This window comes from Streptomyces sp. NBC_00859, from assembly GCF_045161865.1.
Lineage (GTDB): Bacteria > Actinomycetota > Actinomycetes > Streptomycetales > Streptomycetaceae > Streptomyces.
The window spans coordinates 4,648,227-4,666,729 of the sequence record NZ_CP108826.1; the positions used below are offsets into that span (position 1 = coordinate 4,648,227).

Genomic DNA, 18,503 nt, shown 5'->3' on the forward strand with positions numbered 1-18,503 from the left:
CACTCAGTCAGATTACTGAACTGACGGCCCGTCAGGAACACCGCTGCAAGCAAAGACTGCGACGTGGACGGAGGCGCTGGGTGGCGGTGTCCCGTACGGCGTGGCCTCACCCTGGAATGCCCAGCGCGGCACCGTCCGATACCGCGTCGCCGCGCCGACGGCCGATTCTCGCCCCCGGCCCGGCCGCCGCCGGCGCGGTCGCGCCCCGGCGGCCTGCCGCCCCGGGGTCAGCCGGGCACGGTGGCTCGGCGGTGGCCACGCAGTGCGTGCAGTCCGGCCGCGGCGGTGCCCAGGCACAGGGCGGTGGCGCTGAAGCCGAGCGACGCGTGGACGCCGATCGCGGCTCCCAGGAGCCCGACGGTGAAGCCGCTGCCCGCGCGCAGCCCGTTGGCGGACATGCCGTACACGCCGAGGACCCGGCCGCGGTCGGCGGCGGGGGCCATCAGCTGGACGACGGTCTGGCCGATGGACATCGACGCCAGGTTGGCGACGCCGCCGGCGACGAGCAGTGCGAGGGCAAGCGGATAGCTGGTGGTGAGGGCGAAGAACAGGCTGGTCAGGCCGTAGATGGCGGTGCTGATCAGGGCGGCCGGTACATGGGGTTTGACCCACCCGGTGGCCTCCAGCACGATCCCGCCGACGACACCGCCGGCGCCGTTGGCGAACAGCAGCACGCCGTACGCGGTTCCCGCACCGCCCGCGCCGAGGTCGTGGGCGAAGATCGGCATCGAGGACTGCAGCGACGCGCCGACGAAGAAGGAGCCGAGGCCGCCAAGAATGATCATGCTGACCAGGGTGCGGTTGGCGGCGATCTCCCGCAGTACGCGCAGCGATTCCAGTGGTCCTACCCGTGGCCGGCTGTGGCGGTCGCGGGTGTGGCCGGTGAACCGGGTGCGGAAGAGGAAGAGCGTCAGCGGTACGTAGAAGGCGACATTGGCGAAGATTCCCGCTGTCGGGCCGAGGCCCAGCAGCAGTGCGGACCCGACCACGGGCCCGAACAGGACCCCCAGACTGCGGAAGGTGGCGTTCAGGCGTACCGCGCTGGGCAGTTCGGCCGGGCCGACGAAGTCGTGCAGCATCAGCTGTTCGCCGGGGCTCCACAGCGATCCGGCCAGCCCGTGCAGGACGAGCAGGACGCACGCCTCCCACATGTGCAGGGAGTCGGTGAGGAACAGGATGCCCCAGGTGGCGGAGACCGCCATGAACAGGACCTGCGCGGCCTGGATGATGCGGCGGCAGTCGTAGCGGTCGGCGAGGGAGCCGAACCACATCGAAAGCACCAGGAACGGCACCCAGTGGCTGATGACCTGGAATCCGGTGAGTGCCGGGGAGTGGAACGTCTGCCACAGCACCCAGTAGGTGATGACGTGTTCGATGTTGTCGGCCATCATCGCGAGGGCCGCCCCGAAGAGGTAAGGGCGGCAGTCGCGATTGCGCAGCGCGGCGAACCTCGGGGGAGGCCCGTCGGGAGGCCCGTCGGCGGAGCGTGCGTCCGCGGCCGGCGGATCGGTGATCCGGGCCCCGGCGACCGGGGTTCCGGTGGGCGGGACCCCGGTGACCGGGGCTTCGGTGGGCGGGGTTATCAGTGGGTCGGCCAGGTGGGTGGGAACGCCGCAGGCGGCACACATCCTCGGTCTTCTCCTCTTGGGTGCGGCCGGGCCGGGCCGGTGCGGTGGTCGGGCCGGGTCTGGTGGCTGGGCCGGTGCAGTGGCGGGTCGGGGGTCTCTTCTCGGGGCGGCCGCCGGGTTCGCGGGCGGGCCGCGGCCCCACCGCGACAGCGCGTCGCGTGGGGCGCACGGCTCGGGTTCCGCTCAGAGGCGGCAGCTGATCTCCATGCCGTCGTCGACGGGGAAGGTCACGCTGTGGTAGCCGTTCGCCGGGGTGCGTACGTACTCCAGATACGGGAGCAGACTGCTCAGGTTAACGTCGTCGGCCACCACGAGCGTGCCCGGCGCCAAGTGCGGTTCCAGCAGGCGCAGTACGGGCAGGCACAAGTCCTTCCAGCCGTCGAGCAGGACGAAGTCCGCCGGGGCGTCGAGACCGGCGAGGGTCTCCAGGGCGTCTCCCTCCACGACGGTGACCACGTCGTCGAGCCCGGTCTCGGAGAACGTACGGCGGGCCGCGGTGACCTTGTCCTTGTTCAGTTCCGTGGTGACGACCCGGCCCGAGCCGTTGTCCCGGACGGCTGCGGCCAGGTGCAGCGTGGAGACCCCGAAGGACATGCCGAACTCCACGACGGTGGCCGGGCGCACGGCCCGCACCAGGTTGTAGAGCAGCTGACCGCCCTCCGCGGAGATCGGCATGTACAGCTCCGAAGTGGCGTCCGCGAGCTCCTGCGGCGTCTTCGGCTCGGGGCGCCCGGGGTGCTGGGCCCGCGTGCGGGTCTGCGTGGAGCCGTCGAGGTCGGCCAGCGTGAACATCCTGCTGAGCGTGGTCGCGACCCGGGGGTCGGCCAGCGTGTGGGTGAAGGTCATGCCGCTAGAGTAGACGCAACGTTGCGTTAAGTCTAGAACGGCTGACTATCCTTGGGCGGACGGAAGGGAGGCACCATGGGAGCTGAGGCGGAAACCGCCGATGACGGGGCCGCCGGCGCACCCGGTCGCAGGCACCACGGCAACCGGCACGGGCGGAGCGAGATCGCCCGGCACGCGGTGCTGGAAGCGGCCGACGACCTGCTTGCGGAGAAGGGTTTCGCGGGCGTCACGATGGAAGGCATCGCGACCCGCGCCGGTGTCGCCAAGCAGACCATCTACCGCTGGTGGAGCACCAAGACCGCCGTCCTGATGGATGCCTTCCTGCAGGATGTGACGGAAGAGCCGCCCCTGCCCGACCACGGCGATGTCGCGCGCGACCTGCGTGACCACCTGGAGCGACTGGGCTTCTTCCTCGGAGCTTCCGACCCCGGCGCGGTCTTCAGGGCGTTGATGGCCCAGACCCAGCACGATCCGGTGTTCGCCGGGGAATTCCGGACCAGATACCTCGACGAGCAGCGCAGTCGTGACCGGCTGCCGCTGGAACGGGCCGTGCGGCGCGGTGAGTTGCCCGCGGACTTCGACGTGGCGGCCGAGACCGACCAGATCGTGGGGCCGCTCTACTACCGCGTACTGGTGACGGGCGAGCCGGTCGGCCGGGATTTCACGGACCGGCTCGTCGAGTCCTTCCTGGGCCGCCTGGGCTGACACGGCAGGGTGCACACCGCAGGTTCCCCCGTCCGCAACACCGCGCTGCGCCAAAGCGGTTGTTCGGCTGCCGGTCGTTCACTTGCCGGTACGGGGCTTTGCTCGGCCGGACTGGCCCGCCGGGGCCCTGCCCGGCCGAGCACAGCCCCGTACCGGCGTGCCGCTCTTCCTGTGCCGCTGTGCCCGTGGCGCTCTCAACGCCGGGCGATGGCGGAGGCGATCCTGCGTGCGTCGATCGCCAGCTCCCGGAACATTCCGCTGATCGGATTGGTGAACCCGGTGAAGTAGAGCCCCGGCGCCTGCTTCGGGGTGCGGCGCCCGTGCACCACCGGCCGCCCGCGCCCGTCCAGTACGCCCAGGTGCCCCACCAGCGGCTCCAGGGCGCGCCGGTAGCCGGTCGCCGCTATCACCGCGTCCGGCTGGATCCGGGTGCCGTCGGCCAGTACGACCTTGCCGTCGTCGAAGGAGGTCACGGCGGCGACCGGTTCGACCCGGCCGGTCCGTACCGCGTCGATCAGGCCGACGTCCTGCACCGGGATCGCGCCCTCGCGCACCCGTGAGTAGAGGCCCGTGTCGGGCCGCGGCAGCCCCTGCGCGGCGAGGTCCGGCACCGCGATCCTGCCCATCAGCGCGCCCGCCCGGTCCACCAGCCGCGTCGGGAGCCTGCGGACCAGGATGCCGGTGCGCTGTGCGGGCCAGCCGAGCGTGGAGCGCCGGATGATGTGCGGGACGGTGCGGACGGCGAGCCGCACCCGCCCGGCGCCGCCCTCGGCCAGGTCGGCGGCGATCTCGGCGCCGGTGTTGCCCACCCCGACGACCAGCACGTCCCGGCCCGCGTACGGCGCCGAGTCGCGGTACACGCCCGCGTGCGTCAGCTCGCCGGTGTACGTGTCCGAGCCCGGCCAGTCCGGCAGCTTCGGGGTGTGGTTGAACCCGGTCGCCACGACCACCGCGCGCCCCTTCAGCTCCCGCCCTCCGGTCGCGTGCAGCAGCCAGCCGGACCCTTCGGCAGGAGTGATGCGGGAGACCTCGACCCCTGTGACGATCTCCAACTCGTGATACTGCGCGTACTTCTCCAGGTACCGGACGACGTTGTCCCGCGAGACCCAGCGTCCGAAGGAGCGTGGCATGGGCAGACCGGGCAGCGAGGAGAGCCGCCGGGTGGTGTGCAGATGCAGGCGGTCGTAGTGACGGCGCCAGGAGGCGCCGACGGCGGGGGACTTCTCCAGAACGACGGCCCGGACGCCGTGCCCGCGCAGGGCGGCGGCGGTGGCGAGTCCGCCCGGTCCCGCGCCGATGACGTAGACGGGCCGGTCGTCGTTCGTGTCGTCCATGGAACGGAGCGTAATGGCCCGTTCGCTTGATAGGTCTCGGTCAAGGGCAGAAGCGATTGCGAATTGATCACGCGTGCACACCCCTTGTGCCCGACGGCTTCCATTTGTTGAACTGACGTGCCGTCAGTAAGTCCGTGGAGGAGCGAGTGAGGGGATCGATGCATCTCGGCCGGGCCAGTGGCACCGAGTGGCTCGCCCTCCCCAGGGCCGGGGCCGGACCGGGCCCTTGGCGCAGTACGCGATGACGGCCCTGATGTGGCCGCCCGCCCGCGGCGCGACGTCCTGGCGGACCTGGTTCCTCGACCACGCGATCGGATCCCTCTCATGACGAAACCTGCCCCCGCCCCCGTGCCCGCTGCCCCCGCACCCGCCGCGACCGCGCGGTTCGACCTGCCGGAGCCCGACGCCTTCACCGAGTCCTACTGGGCTGCCGCCGGTGAGGGCCGGTTGCTGATCAGGCGCTGCGGAGAGTGCGGCAGGCCGCACCACTATCCGCGCGAGTTCTGCCCGCACTGCTGGAGCGACGACGTGACGTGGGAGCAGGCGAGCGGCCGGGCCACGCTCTACACCTGGTCGGTGGTGCACCGGAACGACCTGCCGCCCTTCGGGCAGCGCGCCCCGTACGTCGCCGCGGTGGTGGACCTGGCCGAAGGGCCGCGTCTGATGACCGAGGTCGTCGACTGCCCGCAGGACGCCCTCCGCATCGGGATGGCGCTCGGTGTCACCTTCCGTGAACTGGCCCCCGGTGTCAGCGTGCCGGTGTTCCGGGCGGCCGGTGGGCCTGCGCTCCATGAGTAGAATTCGGTACGAACGCAATCCCCCGAGCCCGCACGCCAGAAGGTGGACGTTCTATGTCGCGAGTACAGCGGCTGACTGAAATCGTGCTGGCCGACCTCCGGGCGCAACGGCCCGACCTTGATCCGAGTGTGGACTTCACCCCATCGGGCCTCATTCCGGGGGCGGTTGACGTTCTCCTCGGCGACCGGCTCGAAGGTGGATTCGGATGCGGATTCCTGGTCAATCCAGAAAATAGCGACCAGGAAATCGTCCTGGAGCTCGCTTTCAGGATTCCCACTGCGTATGCCGAGCTGTTCCAGGTGGGAATCCCAGTGGTTCCGGGAAGTCAGCGTACGGCGGTCGCGGTCATCGAGGATGACGCAGTCGTGTGGCGCGACCCGAAGGAGCCAGCGGACTGGTCGTGCCCGGTGGGACGACTCGGTCCCTCGGGGCGCTGAGATCCGGTCCGGCGCCTGCCCGCTCCACTCGACAACTGTGCTGCAAACCAGGGAGTCACGGTTACCAGTTACCCGCCGGACCGCGTGAGTGCGTACGCCACGGAGCTGTCCTGATGAACACAAAGACCAGGGCCGGTCTCGTGGTGCCCGTCGCGCTGCTCGCCGCCGCGGCTGCCGGATGCTCGGGCGACGGCGGTGGGCACCACCAGGTGCCCACGGGGAGCCGCAGCAGCAGTCCGGCGCCGAGTACTTCCCCGCCCCCGACGGGTTCCGCGGCCGTATCGCACACCGGCTCAGTGACCAGGCCGCCCGACCTCGGCGGTGACGGCATCGCTCCGCTGGTGTCAGGCGCTTCGCTGACAGGCAGCGCCGAACACCCCCTCAAGGGCGGCCTCCGGCCGGGGAAGACCCTGGCCATCGCGGTGAACTGTCAAGGGTCCGGCACTCTGGACGTGTCCCTGGAACCCAAGAGCTTCGTCAGCTTCCCTTTGCGGTGCGAGGCGGGAAAGGTGAACGGCACCTTCAACGAGATCCGCCTGATTACCGCCCACAAAGGCGCCTACTTCAAGTTCACCGTCTCCTCGCCGGACATCACGTGGTCATTCGCCGCCGGCTGGGACCCGCACTCTCCTGGCCGGGACCAGGGTCGCTCCGGCGGATCCCGCGGTACGGCTATGGGTCCGCCCCAGGCCCGCCTGTAGGCCCAAGGGAGCAGGCCGCTCGTGGGAGGAACGTCTACCTGGCGGCGCGGGCTCTTGACCTCAACCGTGCTCAAGGCAGGTCTTCTTGAGCGGTCCCGCACGGTGTGGAGCTCGGGGCCGGGGAGCAGGCAGACAGAGGCGGCGGCCGACGGCGAGATCCGCGATGCTGTCCGCTCCGGGTCGTGCCGCGACAGCCGTGACGTGACAACGGCCGGACGCGCTCTTGGAGGGTGACCAGCACCGCCCGCTGCCGGCGGTGTGGGGCTTCGTGGCCTCCGGCCGCCGCGGCAACCGCTGCGCACTCCGGCCGGCGCCAATCGCGGACCGGTCGTTACCCGGCGAAGTCCGCCCCCTCGTACCTCCGCGATCCCCCGCGTGTTGAATAGCCGCATGACCGACATACGGACCCAGCCGGAGGTGCACGGCTTCGGCCTGAGCCTGCGCGCGTGGGATGTGGCGGACGCCGACGCGCTGCTGCGGGGTTTCACCGACCCCGAATTCCTGCGCTGGAACACCCCCGCCCGCCCTGTCACCGACCTGGCCGGGGCCCGGACCGCGATCACGAACCGCAGCGACGGCTGGGTTCGCGGGGACCTCGCGCAGTACGCCGTCGTTGAGGACGGCGCGATCGTCGGCAGTGTCGGGCTCGCCGCCATCAACCGCCACATGTGCCGGGCAGTGGTCGGCTACTGGGTGCTGCCCGGTCTGCGCGGCCGCGGCATCGCCACCCGCGCGCTGGAACTCTGCACCCGCTGGGCCTTCGAGCAGGAGGGCATGCACCGCATCGAACTGGGCCACGCCGTCGAGCACACCACGTCCTGCCGGGTCGCGGAGCGCTGCGGTTACGCGTACGAGGGCACCCGTCGCGACGGAATGCACCGGGCGCAGCAGCCCGGCACCTACCGGGACTCGCACCTGCACGCCCGGCTGGCCACGGACCCGTACCCGGACCCCGGAACCGTTCTTCCCCGGTCCCGGTGACCGGCCGCGGCACCCGAGAGTGACCGGACGAGGGCATTCCGTATTTATCGGGTAACGATCCCGGGGGTCCGTACGCAGGAACAGACGACGAAGGAGGTCCGGTATGCGTGATGGGCGTGGACTGACGGTCACTGGGTGGATATTGGGCGCTCTGGGCGTCGCACTCCTGGCCGCCGCCGCCCTCTGGGGGTTCCGTGGGTACGAGTCGGTCGGCGTGACGAGCGACTCGATGGTCCCGGCGTACGCCAGGGGCGACCGGGTGGCCATCGAGAAGAACGACGGCGGCGGCCTGCACCACGGTGATGTCGTGCTCTTCCGTACGCCCGACCGCTACGACGGCGCCGACGTCCTGGAGCGCGTCATCGCGCTCGGCGGTGACCACCTCGTCTTCGACGGAAAGCAGCTGGCGCTCAACGGCGAACCGCTTGACGAGCCCTACCTCAACGAAGGGGACGAGGGCGGGTCGGACGCGTACGACGTCCTCGTGCCGCCCGGCCGGATGTTCACCCTCGGCGACAACCGAGGCCTTTCGCTGGACTCCCGGCACTTCATGGCCGATCAGGCGGGCACCCTGCCGGTGCGGGCGGTCCGCGGCCGGATCATCGACAACCCGGCCATGCCGCTGCTGCTCGGCGCGGGCGTCCTCACCGGCACGCTGCTCGCACTGGCCGGCGCCGGGTTCGGGCTGGCGGGCCGGGTGGTCCGCCGCCGGTGGCTGGCCGCGACGACGCGTTACGGCCAGAGCAGCTCGCGCGTCCAGTCGCGGCCCTCCGTACGCCGGTAGCGCAGCCGCACATGGCGCCTGCGTGAATCGCCCTGGAAGAACTCGACCTCGACCGGTTCGAGCACGTACCGGGTCCAGGACGGAACCGGCGTCTCCGGATCGGCCTGAGCCCGCTCCCAGGCCTCGGTCGACGCCTGCTCCAGCTCGACCGGCGACCCCAGCACATCGCTCATCCGCCCGGTGAGTGCTGAAGCCAGCGCGCCGGTCGAGCGGGCGTGCAGATCCGCCTGGCTCTCGGCTGCCGGAGCGGCCGTCACCGGTCCGCGCACCCGGACCTGTCGGGCCTGCGCCGCCCAGTAGAAGCCGAGCGCGGCCACCGGGCGAGCCGCCAGCTGGCGGCCCTTGGCGCTCCCGGAGTGCGAGGCGAAGTGCCAGCCGCGCGCATCCGCGCCGTGCAGCATCAGCGTCCGCACATCGGGCCGGCCGTCGGCATCGGCGGTCGCGAGCGTCATGGAGTGCGGCTCGGGCTGCCCGGCGGCCGACGCGGACCGCAGCCACTCGCGGAAGAGCGGGAGAGGCGCGTCGGGGGCGGTGTCCGGGTCGAAGCGGGGCAGTTCGGGCAGATCCCAGACGCGCAGCGTGTGCAGGAAGTCCGTGAAGGCGGCGTCGTCCTCGGCGGTGGGGTTCATGGGGCCATTGTGGACCGAGCCGAGCAATCCGGACGGGACTGTCGATGCCCCCCGCTACTCCCGGTCCGGATTCCGGCACAGCTGCGCCGTGATCACCGCGTGCAGCAGCTCCGGGTCCACGAACTTCCCCTCCACTGGCGGATCGCAGCGCCAGTGCAGCGGATACGTGTTGCCGTCGGGCGCGGGAACCCCCACGTACTGGTCGCGTGCGGAGGGCCCGAAGCAGGTGGCCCCCGGCGGCCAGTCGAAGTCGTGCGAGGAACCCGGCGGAATCAGGAAGTACGTCCACCGGCCCCCGGCGACTTCGCGTACGACGGGGCCAGGCAGCCCGTCGGTGAGTGTGGCGAGATGGTGCAGTACGGCCTCGCCGCGTACCCCTCGGACTCGGATGGCATCGAAGTGAATGCCGGTGAGCCGGAGTTGATGCCCCGATGCGGGTACCCAGGCGGGGAGGTTTTCGGTCGTCATACCTACGAGCATCGGCATGATTGCGTAGCGTGACCAGAGGAATGTGGTGCACATCGGGGGGATGTGGAGAGGCAGGGTGATCTTGTGGCGGTCAGCAAGCCGAGTGACGTGAACGCGGCGCAGCCGTCCCCGGCGCGCAAGCATGTAGGTGACCTGATCAGGAACTTCCGCTCCCGGGCGGGTCTGACGAGACAGGACGTCGGTGACCGTCTGCTCATCTCGGAATCCCTGGCCGGGGCGTACGAACGGGGCGAGCGCATCCCGACGACGAGCTTCCTCAAGGACGCCGACGGAGTGCTGGACGCGCGGGGCGCGCTCACCTCCTGTATCCCGCTGATGGAGGACGAGAAGTACCCGCGCACGTTCGTGGGGTGGGTGCGGCTGGAGAAGGTCGCGTCCAGCGTCAGTGCGTACGAGAACATGACGTTTCCAGGTCTGCTCCAGGCCGAGGAGTACATCCAGGCGCTGTACGAGGAGCGCGTTCCACAACTCTCCGAGGCGGAGATCGAGAAGAACGTCGAGGCGAGGCTGGAACGGCAGGCGGTTCTGACACGTGACCCACTGCCGATCGTGGCGTTCGTGATCGAGGAGTCGGTACTTGAGCGTCCCATCGGAGGGCGGACAGCGCTTCGTAACCAATTGCTGCACGTACTGAAGTGCATGCAGGCGATGAACCATCTGATGGTGCAGGTGATGCCGACGAAGAGAACTGCGCACGCGGGGCTGCACGGCCCGTTTCAGCTGGCCAGTACACCGGACGGGCGTAATTGGGCCTACGACGAAGGCCAGACGGGGGGTACGTTGATCTCAAAGCCGCAGCAGGTCAACCAACTGATCGACCGCTTCGGGATGTTGCGGGCCCAGGCGCTCACGCCCTGGGAGTCGGCAGAACTGATCGAGAGGATGGCGGATCAGCTATGAGCAGCGAACTGATGTGGTTCAAGAGCAGCTACAGCAGCAATGAGGGCGGGGCGTGCATCGAGATCGCCTGCGACTGGCGCAAGTCGAGCTACAGCAACAACGAGGGCGGTAACTGCGTCGAGGTGGCAGCCCACCCCCGCACCGTGCACCTCCGGGACTCCAAGGTTCCCGACGGCCCGACCTTCACGGTTGCCCCCGCCGCCTGGACCGCCTTCGTGGAGCAGCTGCCGGGCTGATCACAGGGTGGTGGTCTCCGTGCCGTCTAGACCATGGCGTTCGTCGTGACCATGGCGTTCGCGGGTCGCCCGCGCGTCCGTGACCGGCCGCCATCAGTCCCTCCGCCATCCACTTTCCATCGTGGAAAGTATGTGGCATCGTGGCAAGCGGCGGCCGGTCAAGATTCCGGCGGGGACCTGGAGCGCGTGATGGAACAGAGCACTGCCGACGCATACTCATCCGCTGCCGTGCCGTCGGCCGACGCGGCGGCAAGCACTCTGCGGGATGTCGAGGCGGCCCAGACCCGGGCCCGCCTCCAGGCCCGGAACGCGCCTGCCTGGTTCGGGCCGGTGTACGCGGCCGTCATCGCGGTCTTCTTCTTCGCGGGGCGGGCGGCTGCGGACGCGCACAGCCCGTGGGTACTGGTCCCGACCGTCCTGATGCTGCTGGCGGCGCTCACCCTCGTCAGGGCCCGGAGGCGGAGCACGGGCGTCAAGCTCTACGAGACCACGGTGTTCGGTTCGGCGCCCGGGACGCGGCGGATCACTGCCGTGGCCCTCCTCCTGATCGCAGGCGGGGCGGGAGCCCTGTGCTGGAACCTGGCGTCCGGGACGCTCACCACCAACCTCGTCGGGGCTGCGGCCGTGTTCGTCGCCCTGTGCGCCCTGAGCGCATGGCGCAACATCGTGGTGCGGCGGCAGTTGCAGGCACGGGTGTGACCACCGAACCGCCCCCGCCGAGTGGAGCGGCCGCTCTCGACGAGGCGCTCCACAACCCCACTCGGCTGGCCGTCGCGGCCTTCCTCTACGCCTGTGACGAAGCCGAGTTCGCGGCGGTGCGTGACCACTGCCAGGTGTCCGACTCGGTCCTGAGCAAGACGGCGTCGGCCCTGGAGGCCGTCGGATACATCGAGGTCCGCAAGGGCCATGTCGGCAAGCGCCCGCGTACCTGGCTCTCCCTCACCGGTACCGGGGAACTCGCCCTGGAACAGCACATCGCAGCGTTGCAGGGCATCGTCGCCGCGGCCCAGGACGCCGGTGCGAGCGCACAGGCCCGACCGGCCGCGCCGAGAGCCCCTCTGTCCTGATCCTCCGGATGCCCTGAGCGCTTCGGGGCGCAGTCCGGGATCACCCGGCCGTCCGACCCCCTTCCCGCCCGGCGGCCTGCGCGCCGGGCGGGGCCCCGGCTATCCCCGCCCCAGCACGACCGTCCCCGACGAGCAGAACCAGCCGCCCGTCCCCGAAGCGACCGCCAGCTCCGGCAGCCGGCCGCCCGCCTTGTGCACCTGGCGCCCTTCGCCCGCCTCGCCGCGCAGTTGCCGTACCGCCTCGACCAGCAGGAACAGTCCCCGCATGCCCGGATGGCAGGCCGAGAGACCGCCGCCGTCCGTGTTCACCGGGAGGTCGCCGTCGTGCAGCAGCCGCCCCTCCTCGACGAAGGCGCCACCCTCCCCCTTCGCGCAGAACCCCAGGTCCTCCAGGGTCACCAGCGTCATATAGGTGAAGGCGTCGTAGATCTCGGCCAGGTCGATCTCCGCAGGGCGGACCCCGGCCCGCTCGAAGGCGAGCCGGCCGCTCACTGCCGCAGGGGAGACAGTGAAGTCGTCCCACTCGGACATCGTCGTGTGCGAGACGTGTTCGCCGGCGCCGAGTATCCACACCGGTGCCTTCGCGCAGTCCGGTACGTACTCCTCGGCCACGAGCAGCACCGCGCAGCCGCCGTCGCTCCTGATGCAGCAGTGCAGCTTGGTGAACGGGTCCGCGATCATCGGGCCCGCCAGGACCTCGTCCACGGTGATCGGCGTGCGGTACATCGCGTCGGGGTTGTGGGCGGCGTTGGCCCGAGCCTGGACGGCCACCGAGGCCAGTTGTTCCAGCGTGGTGCCGTACTCGTGCATGTGACGGCGGGCGGCCATCGCGTACTTGGCGATCAGCGAGTGGCCGTACGGCACCTCGAACTGGAGGGGGCCGCGCGCGCCGAAGGACAGGTTGGACGTGCGCCGCTTGGCCCTGATGTCGGCGCGTGCGGTGGAGCCGTACACCAGCAGTACCGCGTTGGCGTGGCCGGCGGCGATGGCGTCCGCCGCGTGCGCGGCCATCACCTCCCAGGTGGAACCGCCGACGGAGGTGGAGTCCACCCAGGTGGGTTTCAGGCCCAGGTATTCGGCTACCTCCACCGGGGCCAGGGTGCCGAGGCCCGCCGAGCCGAAGCCGTCGATCAGGTCGCGGCTCAGGCCCGAGTCGGCTAGTGCCCGGCGGGCGGCCTGGGCGTGCAGGGCGTAGGGGGTGGCGTCGTCGACCTTGCCGCAGTCCGACAGGGAGACACCGGCGACAGCGACTCGGCGCCGTGGCGTGGCAGATATGACAGAGGGCATAAATCTGACGGTACATCAGATGGGCGCCGCGGCAAGCGGCAGCGGTGCTGCACTCATCGGCTCTGCGTGAACCGGCTCTGCGTGCACCGGCTTTGCGTGCACCGGCTTTGCGTGCACCGGCTTTGCGTGCACCGGCTTTGCGTGCACCGATTCGCGCGCACGGAATCCGCGTGCGTCCGCTCTGCGGCTCCGCGTGTGCCTGCTCGACGCATCCCGGCTCTGTGCATCTGGTGCGGCGGGATCTAGTATGACGCGCCGTCAGATCAGGAGAGGGGCCCGCCCATGGATGCCGCCTTCACCGCGGAGCAGGACGAGATTCGCCGTACCCTGCGCGAACTGCTGAGCAAACGCTGTGGTCCGGACGCCGCCAGGGCGGCGGTGGGCACCGCTGCCGGATACGACCGGGAGCTCTGGCGGGCCCTCGCCGAGCAGCTCGGGCTGCCCGGCCTCGCGATAGCCGCCGAGTACGGGGGAGTGGGGTGCGGCCCCGCCGAGCTCGTGCTCGCCTGTGAGGAGACCGGGCGGGCGCTGCTGCCGTCCCCGCTGTTCGCGACGGCCGCGCTCGCCGCACCGCTGATCGCCGCGCTCGGCACGCAGGCGCAGCGCGCCGGGCTGCTGCCCCGGCTGGCCTCCGGCGGGCTGACCGCCACCCTGGCCGCACCGCTCGGACCCGCACTCGGACTGACCGGCGTCAACACGGGGGACTGGGCGGGCGGCGGCCGGGCCGGTGGTGTGCAGGCGCGGCCCGCAGACGGGAAGTGGCGGCTGTACGGGCAGGTGGAGCAGGTGCTCGACGGCCACAGTGCCGGGGTTCTCCTGGTGGCCGCGCACACCGGGGGCTTTGCCAGGAGCCGCACGCTGCTCTTCCTCGTACGGGGCGACGCGGCCGGCACGTCGCGGGTGCGGCAGACCGCGCTGGACGCGACCCGGCCGCAGGCTCGCATCGAACTCAGGGACACCGAAGCGGAGTTGCTCGGGGAGAGCGACGAGGCCGATGTGCCGGGGGCGCTGGCCCGTACCGGCTGTGTGGCCGCCGCCGTACTGGCCGCCGAGGCGGTCGGCGCGGCCGACCGGGCGCTGGAGCGGACCGTGGAGTACGTCAAGGAGCGTGAGCAGTTCGGCCGGGCCATCGGGTCGTTCCAGGCGGTGAAGCACCGGCTGGCCGGACTGTATGTGCAGGTGCAGGCCGCGAGATCGGCCGCGTACTACGCCTCCTGGGACCCGGCGGCGGGCGGACTGGCGCTTGCGCAGGGGCTTGAGGCGCTGCAGAGCGCGGCGTCCGAAGCGGTCCAGCTGCACGGCGGGATCGGGTTCACCTGGGAGCACGACATCCAGCTGTACTTCAAGCGGGCGTCGTCGGACGAGCTGCTGTTCGGGCCGGTGCACGGACTGCGCGCGCACGCGGCGGAGCGCGCCGGGCTCTTCACCGGCCGAGAGGCGGTCGCGGTCTGATGCCGCCCGGGACCCGGCTGGTGCAGAAGGTTTCGTCCACACGCGCGTTCGCCCGGTTCGCGCCGCACGTCGTACCGGCGATGGACCGTGCGGTGCACCGGCTGACCCGGGGGAAAGTGCTGCTCAGCGCGCAGATGCTGCCCGGGGTGATCCTCACGGCGAAAGGCGCGAGGACCGGTCTGCCCCGGGTTACGCCATTGGCGTGCATGCCGGAGCGGGCGGCGCAGGCGGACGGTGGGGAGCAGGGCCCGTGGCCCCGTACCTGGGTCCTGGTCGGCTCGAACTTCGGGCGGCCCGGACATCCCGCGTGGACGGCGAACCTGATGGCCCACCCGGACGCCGAGGTGAGCTGGAAGGGTCAGGACATCCAGGTCACGGCACGGCTCCTGGAGGGCGACGAGCGGGCGGGTGTGTGGGCCGCTGCGCTCGCCTTCTGGCCGCCGTACGCCGCGTACCAGGCGAGAGTGGACCGGGAGATCCGGCTGTTCAGGCTGGAGCGCCGCTGAGGTGGACGCCGGGCCGCGGCCCGTGGGTGCGCCGAGTGCTCTCCGCGCTCGTTGCTCCGCGCCCGTTGCTCCGCGCTCCGTGCTGCGGGTACACGGACGGCGGACCACCTCGGTGATCCGCCGTCTGCGCGACAGGACGAAGGACGTGGTGGCGCCCAGCGGTTACTTCGTCGGCTTCTTGCCCGTGATGCCCAGGTGGACCAACAGGGCCAGGTTGGGGCGGAGTTCGGCCTGTTTCACACCCCAGGTCTGGAAGCCCCTCTGGTGCGCTGCCACGGCGGCGAGCATCGCGACCAGCGAGCCGGCCATCGCGGCGGGGCTGACGTCCTTGTCGACCCGGCCCTTGGCCTGGAGCTCCTTGACCGAGTCGGTCAGGGAGTTGGTGACGGAGTTCAGGATCTTCATACGGATCTTGTAGAACCGTTTGTCCCCCTCGGCCGCACCGAGGTCGACGACCCGGAGGATCGCGTCGTGGCGGCGCCAGAAGTCGAGGAATCCCTCGACGAGTTCTTCGGCCGTCTGCCATCCGGCCTTTCCGGCCCAGGAGCGGCCGGAGACCAACTCGGTGAGCCCCGCGCCTTCCTTGGCCATTTCCTCGGCGATTTCGAGGACGGCGCCCTCGACATCCGGGAAGTACTGGTAGAAGGTCGCGGGCGAAGTCCCAGCCTTCCGGGCCACGTCGATGACCTTGACGTCCCGGTACGGCGAGGAGCTGAGCATCTCGCTGAGGCAGTCGAGCAGCTTCTGCCGCGTCGCCTGGCCTCGTCGGCCGGCCACGCGGCCGTCGACGGTGCGTACTTGTCCTGTCATGCCGTCAGCTTACCGAGGGGTGATCGGAGCGCGATTCGGCCGACTGCAAATGGGGTTCGGGCTGGGAATGGCGCGGCGTGTGGAATTGATATTGTTATCAACAGGCTGTGGATAACTTCCGTGGACAACTTCGGTCCGCAGGGGGCTCGCGGGGCGCCCTGTCCGGTTAATGGCGCAATTGTTCGATCGATCGCCCGATTTCGCCTGTGGGTGACGCCGGTCGAGGTCATGACGAAATGTGACGGGCACCACATTTTCCCGGGTCACACCGTACAAGAGCGGGCCCTCCGGCCTGTACGACCCTCACACTCCACAGGGGCCGTCATGTCCGGATCGCGGTGAGACACCCCGATCCGCACCCGGGTTCGCAACCAGCACGTCAGCCAGGAACAATCGGGGTGCGCACCGCCGGGTGGTGCCCAGTGGTGAGACGCTGAACTCAGCTGTATTTCGCGGACCCCCTTCTCCGGGGCCCGTACGGGGAGGTGGCAGGCGCGTTATGGAGCAGCTGACGCAGCACGATCCGAGGCGGATCGGCCCGTTCGAGGTGCTCGGGCGGCTCGGGGCCGGCGGTATGGGGCTCGTCTATCTGGCGCGCTCGGCGTCGGGCAGGCGCGTGGCGATCAAGACCGTACGGACCGAGCTCGCCGAGGACCAGCTGTTCCGTGTCCGCTTCTCACGCGAGGTGGAGGCCGCGCGGGCCGTCAGCGGCTTCTACACCGCTGCCGTGGTCGACGCCGACGCACGGGCCGCCGTGCCCTGGCTGGCCACCGCGTACGTCCCCGCGCCCTCTCTCGAGGAAATAGTGAATGAGTGCGGGCCGATGCCCGCCCAGGCGGTGCGCTGGCTGGCCGCCGGGATCGCGGAGGCGCTGCAGTCGATCCACGGTGCCGGGCTGGTCCACCGGGACCTCAAGCCGTCCAACGTGCTGGTGGTGGAGGACGGGCCGCGCGTCATCGACTTCGGTATCGCATCCGGCGTCTCCAACACCCGGCTGACCATGACGAACGTCGCGGTGGGCACCCCCGCGTACATGTCGCCGGAACAGGCGAAGGACTCACGCAATGTGAAGGGCGCGAGCGATGTGTTCTCGCTCGGGTCGACGCTGGTCTTCGCGGCGACCGGCCATGCGCCGTTCCACGGGGCGAACCCGGTCGAGACGGTGTTCATGCTGCTGCGCGAGGGCCCCAACCTGGAGGGCCTGCCCGACGAGCTCAGGCCGCTGATCGAAGCGTGCATGAAGCAGGAGTTCACCCAGCGCCCCAGCCCGGAGGACCTCCAGGCGCAGCTGGCACCGCACCTCTTCGCGTCGGGTGGTGACGACAGCGGCACCGCCTCCGCATGGCTGCCGGCGCGCGCCACCGCGATGATCGAGACCCGGCGCGGTGGCCGTCCGCCCGCCGTGCCGAGGCCGGCGAACCCCTCACCGCCGCCGAGACCGGCGTACGAGCCGCCACCACCGCGCCGGCAGCCGCCGCCCCGCCATCAGCAACCGCAGCAGGCCCCGGACCAGCGGGAGCAGGAGCAGCACTCCGGGTGGCGGGACGGGGCCGTACGGCTGGCCGGCGCCCAGGTGCCGATCGGTCCGGGGCCGCGCGTCGCGGAGGCCCGCGCACACGCCGCTGTGCCCGCCGGGCCCGCGACCGGCTGGGTCCGGCCCCCTGCCGGGCAGCACGCCGCCCAGGCGGCGCCCCGGACGGCCGCACCGCCGCCGCCCCGGGCCGCCGAGGCTGCCGCGCGCTGGCGGCCCTGGCGTTTCCGTATGTCGAACGACGTCTGGGGGTCCCCCGCGGTCGACGGCGAGCTGCTGTACGTCACCTCGTTCGAGGTGCACGCCCTCGATGTGGGCAGCGGGCGGCGCCAGTTCAAGACCAAGGACGTGGCGTGGGCGATGGACGTGTCGGGCGGCCGGATCCACGCCTCCGACGGGCCGACGCTGTACGCCCTCGACGGCACGGACGGCACCGACCTCTGGCGGCTGTCGACCGAGGCCTGGGTCTACTCCCTCCAGGCCGAGCGCGGCACCGTCGTCACCGGCACCCGGGGTGGCGGCGTCCAGGCATGGGAGGCCTCCAACGGCGAGAAGCTGTGGGAGCTGGGCGGGGCCCAGACGGACTTCGAGACGCCGGAGTCCGGGCCCGCGATCCACGGTGACACCGTGTACGTCTGGAAGGACGCCCGGCTCTTCGCGCTCGATCCCCGTACCGGCGCCGAACTCTGGTCGTATCCGGTGGGCGACGCGGCCTCGTGCGGAGGTGTGCCCGTCCGGGTGACGTCCGCCGACGACGGCTGTGTGTACGTTGCCGCCGGTACCCGCGTCCTGTCGGTCGACCGCTCGTCGGGCCGGGTGCGCTGGCACTTCGAGGCCCCCGCGGTCTTCCTGTCGGCCCCGGCCTTCGCCCCCGGGCCCGCGGTGGCGGGCGGCGGCGTCTACCTCGCCGACTACCTGGGCACGGTGTACGCCATCGACGCCACGACGGGGAAGGACCGCTGGCGCATCGCCACCGAGTCCCGGCAGTCCGTCCACCCGGTCCTCGTCGCACAGGGCAGCATCCATGTGGGCAGCGGAAGCGCGCTCTACACGCTGGACGCGGTGACCGGCACACCCAAGTGGCGGTTCGCGGCGGGCGGCGAGGTGGTCGGAGCGCCGGTGGTGGCGGACGGCCGACTGCACTTCGGCTCTGCGGACCACTGCCTGTACACGCTGGACGCGGTCGGCGGCCAGCTCCGCTGGAAACTGGCCACGGGCGGCGAGATCACCGGATCCCCCGTGGTGCGGGCGGGAGTTGTCTACGCGTGCAGCAAGGACCGCTGCGTCTACGCCCTGGACGCGGCCAAGGGGACAGGGACCGGCCGGGCCAACTGAAGCCCGGCCGGGCGGATCATGGCCGCTCCCGGGCGCCTCCCGGCGGC

At 71.0% G+C, this 18,503-nt stretch carries 20 protein-coding genes; 13 read left to right on the forward strand and 7 right to left on the reverse strand.

Features of this window, described 5'->3' with window-relative positions:
* Positions 1-227: 227 nt before the first annotated feature.
* Together OG584_RS20255 and OG584_RS20260 are read right to left on the reverse strand one after the other, a co-directional pair.
* Positions 228-1,628, reverse strand: coding sequence for an MFS transporter (locus OG584_RS20255; RefSeq protein WP_405779737.1), 1,401 nt, complete (start codon positions 1,626-1,628; stop codon positions 228-230).
* A gap of 183 nt (positions 1,629-1,811) precedes the next feature.
* Positions 1,812-2,474, reverse strand: coding sequence for an O-methyltransferase (locus OG584_RS20260; RefSeq protein ID WP_405779739.1), 663 nt, complete (start codon positions 2,472-2,474; stop codon positions 1,812-1,814).
* A gap of 75 nt (positions 2,475-2,549) precedes the next feature.
* Between OG584_RS20260 and OG584_RS20265 the strand changes: the two genes are divergently transcribed.
* Positions 2,550-3,179 (forward strand): TetR/AcrR family transcriptional regulator, encoded by a 630-nt coding sequence (locus OG584_RS20265; RefSeq protein WP_405779741.1) that lies wholly within the window; start codon positions 2,550-2,552, stop codon positions 3,177-3,179.
* A gap of 194 nt (positions 3,180-3,373) precedes the next feature.
* Here OG584_RS20265 and OG584_RS20270 read toward each other — a convergent pair whose 3' ends face one another.
* Positions 3,374-4,513, reverse strand: coding sequence for a flavin-containing monooxygenase (locus OG584_RS20270; protein ID WP_405779743.1), 1,140 nt, complete (start codon positions 4,511-4,513; stop codon positions 3,374-3,376).
* A gap of 324 nt (positions 4,514-4,837) precedes the next feature.
* On the opposite strand from OG584_RS20270, the gene OG584_RS20275 reads away from it, so the two are divergent.
* The 5 genes from OG584_RS20275 (at position 4,838) to lepB (ending at position 8,214) form a co-directional block, all read left to right on the forward strand.
* The gene (locus OG584_RS20275) at positions 4,838-5,311 is read left to right on the forward strand and encodes a Zn-ribbon domain-containing OB-fold protein (protein ID WP_405779745.1); all 474 of its coding nucleotides are present in this window, start codon (positions 4,838-4,840) and stop codon (positions 5,309-5,311) included.
* Between the two features lie 53 nt (positions 5,312-5,364).
* Positions 5,365-5,748: a hypothetical protein gene (locus OG584_RS20280; RefSeq protein ID WP_405779747.1), complete on the forward strand. Its 384-nt coding sequence runs from the start codon at positions 5,365-5,367 to the stop codon at positions 5,746-5,748.
* Between the two features lie 113 nt (positions 5,749-5,861).
* Positions 5,862-6,449, forward strand: coding sequence for a hypothetical protein (locus OG584_RS20285; RefSeq protein ID WP_405779749.1), 588 nt, complete (start codon positions 5,862-5,864; stop codon positions 6,447-6,449).
* 390 nt (positions 6,450-6,839) lie between these two features.
* A complete protein-coding gene (locus OG584_RS20290) occupies positions 6,840-7,430 on the forward strand; it encodes a GNAT family N-acetyltransferase (RefSeq protein ID WP_405779750.1) in 591 nt (196 codons plus the stop codon).
* Between the two features lie 103 nt (positions 7,431-7,533).
* Positions 7,534-8,214, forward strand: coding sequence for a signal peptidase I (gene lepB / locus OG584_RS20295; RefSeq protein ID WP_405779752.1), 681 nt, complete (start codon positions 7,534-7,536; stop codon positions 8,212-8,214).
* Here the strand turns inward: lepB and OG584_RS20300 are convergent.
* Positions 8,163-8,843, reverse strand: coding sequence for a pyridoxal 5'-phosphate synthase (locus OG584_RS20300; protein WP_405779754.1), 681 nt, complete (start codon positions 8,841-8,843; stop codon positions 8,163-8,165). The genes lepB and OG584_RS20300 overlap by 52 nt on opposite strands.
* A gap of 54 nt (positions 8,844-8,897) precedes the next feature.
* Positions 8,898-9,311 (reverse strand): hypothetical protein, encoded by a 414-nt coding sequence (locus OG584_RS20305; protein ID WP_405779756.1) that lies wholly within the window; start codon positions 9,309-9,311, stop codon positions 8,898-8,900.
* An 84-nt stretch (positions 9,312-9,395) separates the two neighbouring features.
* Here OG584_RS20305 and OG584_RS20310 point away from each other — a divergent pair, with 84 nt between their 5' ends.
* The 4 genes from OG584_RS20310 (at position 9,396) to OG584_RS20325 (ending at position 11,535) form a co-directional block, all read left to right on the forward strand.
* Complete coding sequence (locus tag OG584_RS20310) at positions 9,396-10,232, forward strand: Scr1 family TA system antitoxin-like transcriptional regulator (RefSeq protein ID WP_405779758.1); 837 nt, start codon at positions 9,396-9,398, stop codon at positions 10,230-10,232.
* On the forward strand, positions 10,229-10,468 hold the full coding sequence (locus OG584_RS20315) for a DUF397 domain-containing protein (RefSeq protein ID WP_405779760.1): 240 nt from the start codon (positions 10,229-10,231) through the stop codon (positions 10,466-10,468). Before OG584_RS20310 ends, OG584_RS20315 begins: the two co-directional genes overlap by 4 nt.
* Positions 10,469-10,657: 189 nt before the next feature.
* The gene (locus tag OG584_RS20320) at positions 10,658-11,167 is read left to right on the forward strand and encodes a hypothetical protein (protein WP_405779762.1); all 510 of its coding nucleotides are present in this window, start codon (positions 10,658-10,660) and stop codon (positions 11,165-11,167) included.
* A complete protein-coding gene (locus tag OG584_RS20325; RefSeq protein ID WP_405779764.1) occupies positions 11,164-11,535 on the forward strand; it encodes a winged helix-turn-helix domain-containing protein in 372 nt (123 codons plus the stop codon). The genes OG584_RS20320 and OG584_RS20325 overlap by 4 nt, the downstream gene beginning before the upstream one ends.
* 99 nt (positions 11,536-11,634) lie before the next feature.
* Here OG584_RS20325 and OG584_RS20330 read toward each other — a convergent pair whose 3' ends face one another.
* Positions 11,635-12,822, reverse strand: a complete 1,188-nt coding sequence (locus OG584_RS20330) for a thiolase C-terminal domain-containing protein (RefSeq protein ID WP_405779766.1) — start codon at positions 12,820-12,822, stop codon at positions 11,635-11,637.
* A 282-nt stretch (positions 12,823-13,104) separates the two neighbouring features.
* On the opposite strand from OG584_RS20330, the gene OG584_RS20335 reads away from it, so the two are divergent.
* Together OG584_RS20335 and OG584_RS20340 are read left to right on the forward strand one after the other, a co-directional pair.
* Entirely contained in the window at positions 13,105-14,274 is a 1,170-nt protein-coding gene (locus tag OG584_RS20335) for an acyl-CoA dehydrogenase family protein (protein ID WP_405779768.1), read from the forward strand.
* Complete coding sequence (locus OG584_RS20340) at positions 14,274-14,780, forward strand: nitroreductase family deazaflavin-dependent oxidoreductase (RefSeq protein ID WP_405779770.1); 507 nt, start codon at positions 14,274-14,276, stop codon at positions 14,778-14,780. The genes OG584_RS20335 and OG584_RS20340 overlap by 1 nt, the downstream gene beginning before the upstream one ends.
* 162 nt (positions 14,781-14,942) lie before the next feature.
* On the opposite strand, the gene OG584_RS20345 is transcribed toward OG584_RS20340, so the two are convergent.
* On the reverse strand, positions 14,943-15,590 hold the full coding sequence (locus tag OG584_RS20345) for a TetR family transcriptional regulator (protein ID WP_405779772.1): 648 nt from the start codon (positions 15,588-15,590) through the stop codon (positions 14,943-14,945).
* A gap of 499 nt (positions 15,591-16,089) precedes the next feature.
* On the opposite strand from OG584_RS20345, the gene OG584_RS20350 reads away from it, so the two are divergent.
* On the forward strand, positions 16,090-18,456 hold the full coding sequence (locus OG584_RS20350; protein ID WP_405779773.1) for a serine/threonine-protein kinase: 2,367 nt from the start codon (positions 16,090-16,092) through the stop codon (positions 18,454-18,456).
* Positions 18,457-18,503 lie beyond the last annotated feature (47 nt).

What these genes read in the sequence shown, in the direction of transcription:
- OG584_RS20285 (WP_405779749.1), top strand. Translation starts at nt 5,862, where the DNA reads ATGAACACAAAGACCAGGGCCGGTCTCGTGGTGCCCGTCGCGCTGCTC.
- lepB (WP_405779752.1), top strand. Translation starts at nt 7,534, where the DNA reads ATGCGTGATGGGCGTGGACTGACGGTCACTGGGTGGATATTGGGCGCT.
- OG584_RS20340 (WP_405779770.1), top strand. Translation starts at nt 14,274, where the DNA reads ATGCCGCCCGGGACCCGGCTGGTGCAGAAGGTTTCGTCCACACGCGCG.
- OG584_RS20255 (WP_405779737.1), bottom strand. Translation starts at nt 1,628, where the DNA reads ATGTGTGCCGCCTGCGGCGTTCCCACCCACCTGGCCGACCCACTGATA.
- OG584_RS20275 (WP_405779745.1), top strand. Translation starts at nt 4,838, where the DNA reads ATGACGAAACCTGCCCCCGCCCCCGTGCCCGCTGCCCCCGCACCCGCC.
- OG584_RS20280 (WP_405779747.1), top strand. Translation starts at nt 5,365, where the DNA reads ATGTCGCGAGTACAGCGGCTGACTGAAATCGTGCTGGCCGACCTCCGG.
- OG584_RS20320 (WP_405779762.1), top strand. Translation starts at nt 10,658, where the DNA reads ATGGAACAGAGCACTGCCGACGCATACTCATCCGCTGCCGTGCCGTCG.
- OG584_RS20300 (WP_405779754.1), bottom strand. Translation starts at nt 8,843, where the DNA reads ATGAACCCCACCGCCGAGGACGACGCCGCCTTCACGGACTTCCTGCAC.
- OG584_RS20265 (WP_405779741.1), top strand. Translation starts at nt 2,550, where the DNA reads ATGGGAGCTGAGGCGGAAACCGCCGATGACGGGGCCGCCGGCGCACCC.
- OG584_RS20350 (WP_405779773.1), top strand. Translation starts at nt 16,090, where the DNA reads ATGGAGCAGCTGACGCAGCACGATCCGAGGCGGATCGGCCCGTTCGAG.
- OG584_RS20335 (WP_405779768.1), top strand. Translation starts at nt 13,105, where the DNA reads ATGGATGCCGCCTTCACCGCGGAGCAGGACGAGATTCGCCGTACCCTG.
- OG584_RS20330 (WP_405779766.1), bottom strand. Translation starts at nt 12,822, where the DNA reads ATGCCCTCTGTCATATCTGCCACGCCACGGCGCCGAGTCGCTGTCGCC.
- OG584_RS20270 (WP_405779743.1), bottom strand. Translation starts at nt 4,513, where the DNA reads ATGGACGACACGAACGACGACCGGCCCGTCTACGTCATCGGCGCGGGA.
- OG584_RS20305 (WP_405779756.1), bottom strand. Translation starts at nt 9,311, where the DNA reads ATGACGACCGAAAACCTCCCCGCCTGGGTACCCGCATCGGGGCATCAA.
- OG584_RS20260 (WP_405779739.1), bottom strand. Translation starts at nt 2,474, where the DNA reads ATGACCTTCACCCACACGCTGGCCGACCCCCGGGTCGCGACCACGCTC.
- OG584_RS20345 (WP_405779772.1), bottom strand. Translation starts at nt 15,590, where the DNA reads ATGACAGGACAAGTACGCACCGTCGACGGCCGCGTGGCCGGCCGACGA.
- OG584_RS20290 (WP_405779750.1), top strand. Translation starts at nt 6,840, where the DNA reads ATGACCGACATACGGACCCAGCCGGAGGTGCACGGCTTCGGCCTGAGC.
- OG584_RS20315 (WP_405779760.1), top strand. Translation starts at nt 10,229, where the DNA reads ATGAGCAGCGAACTGATGTGGTTCAAGAGCAGCTACAGCAGCAATGAG.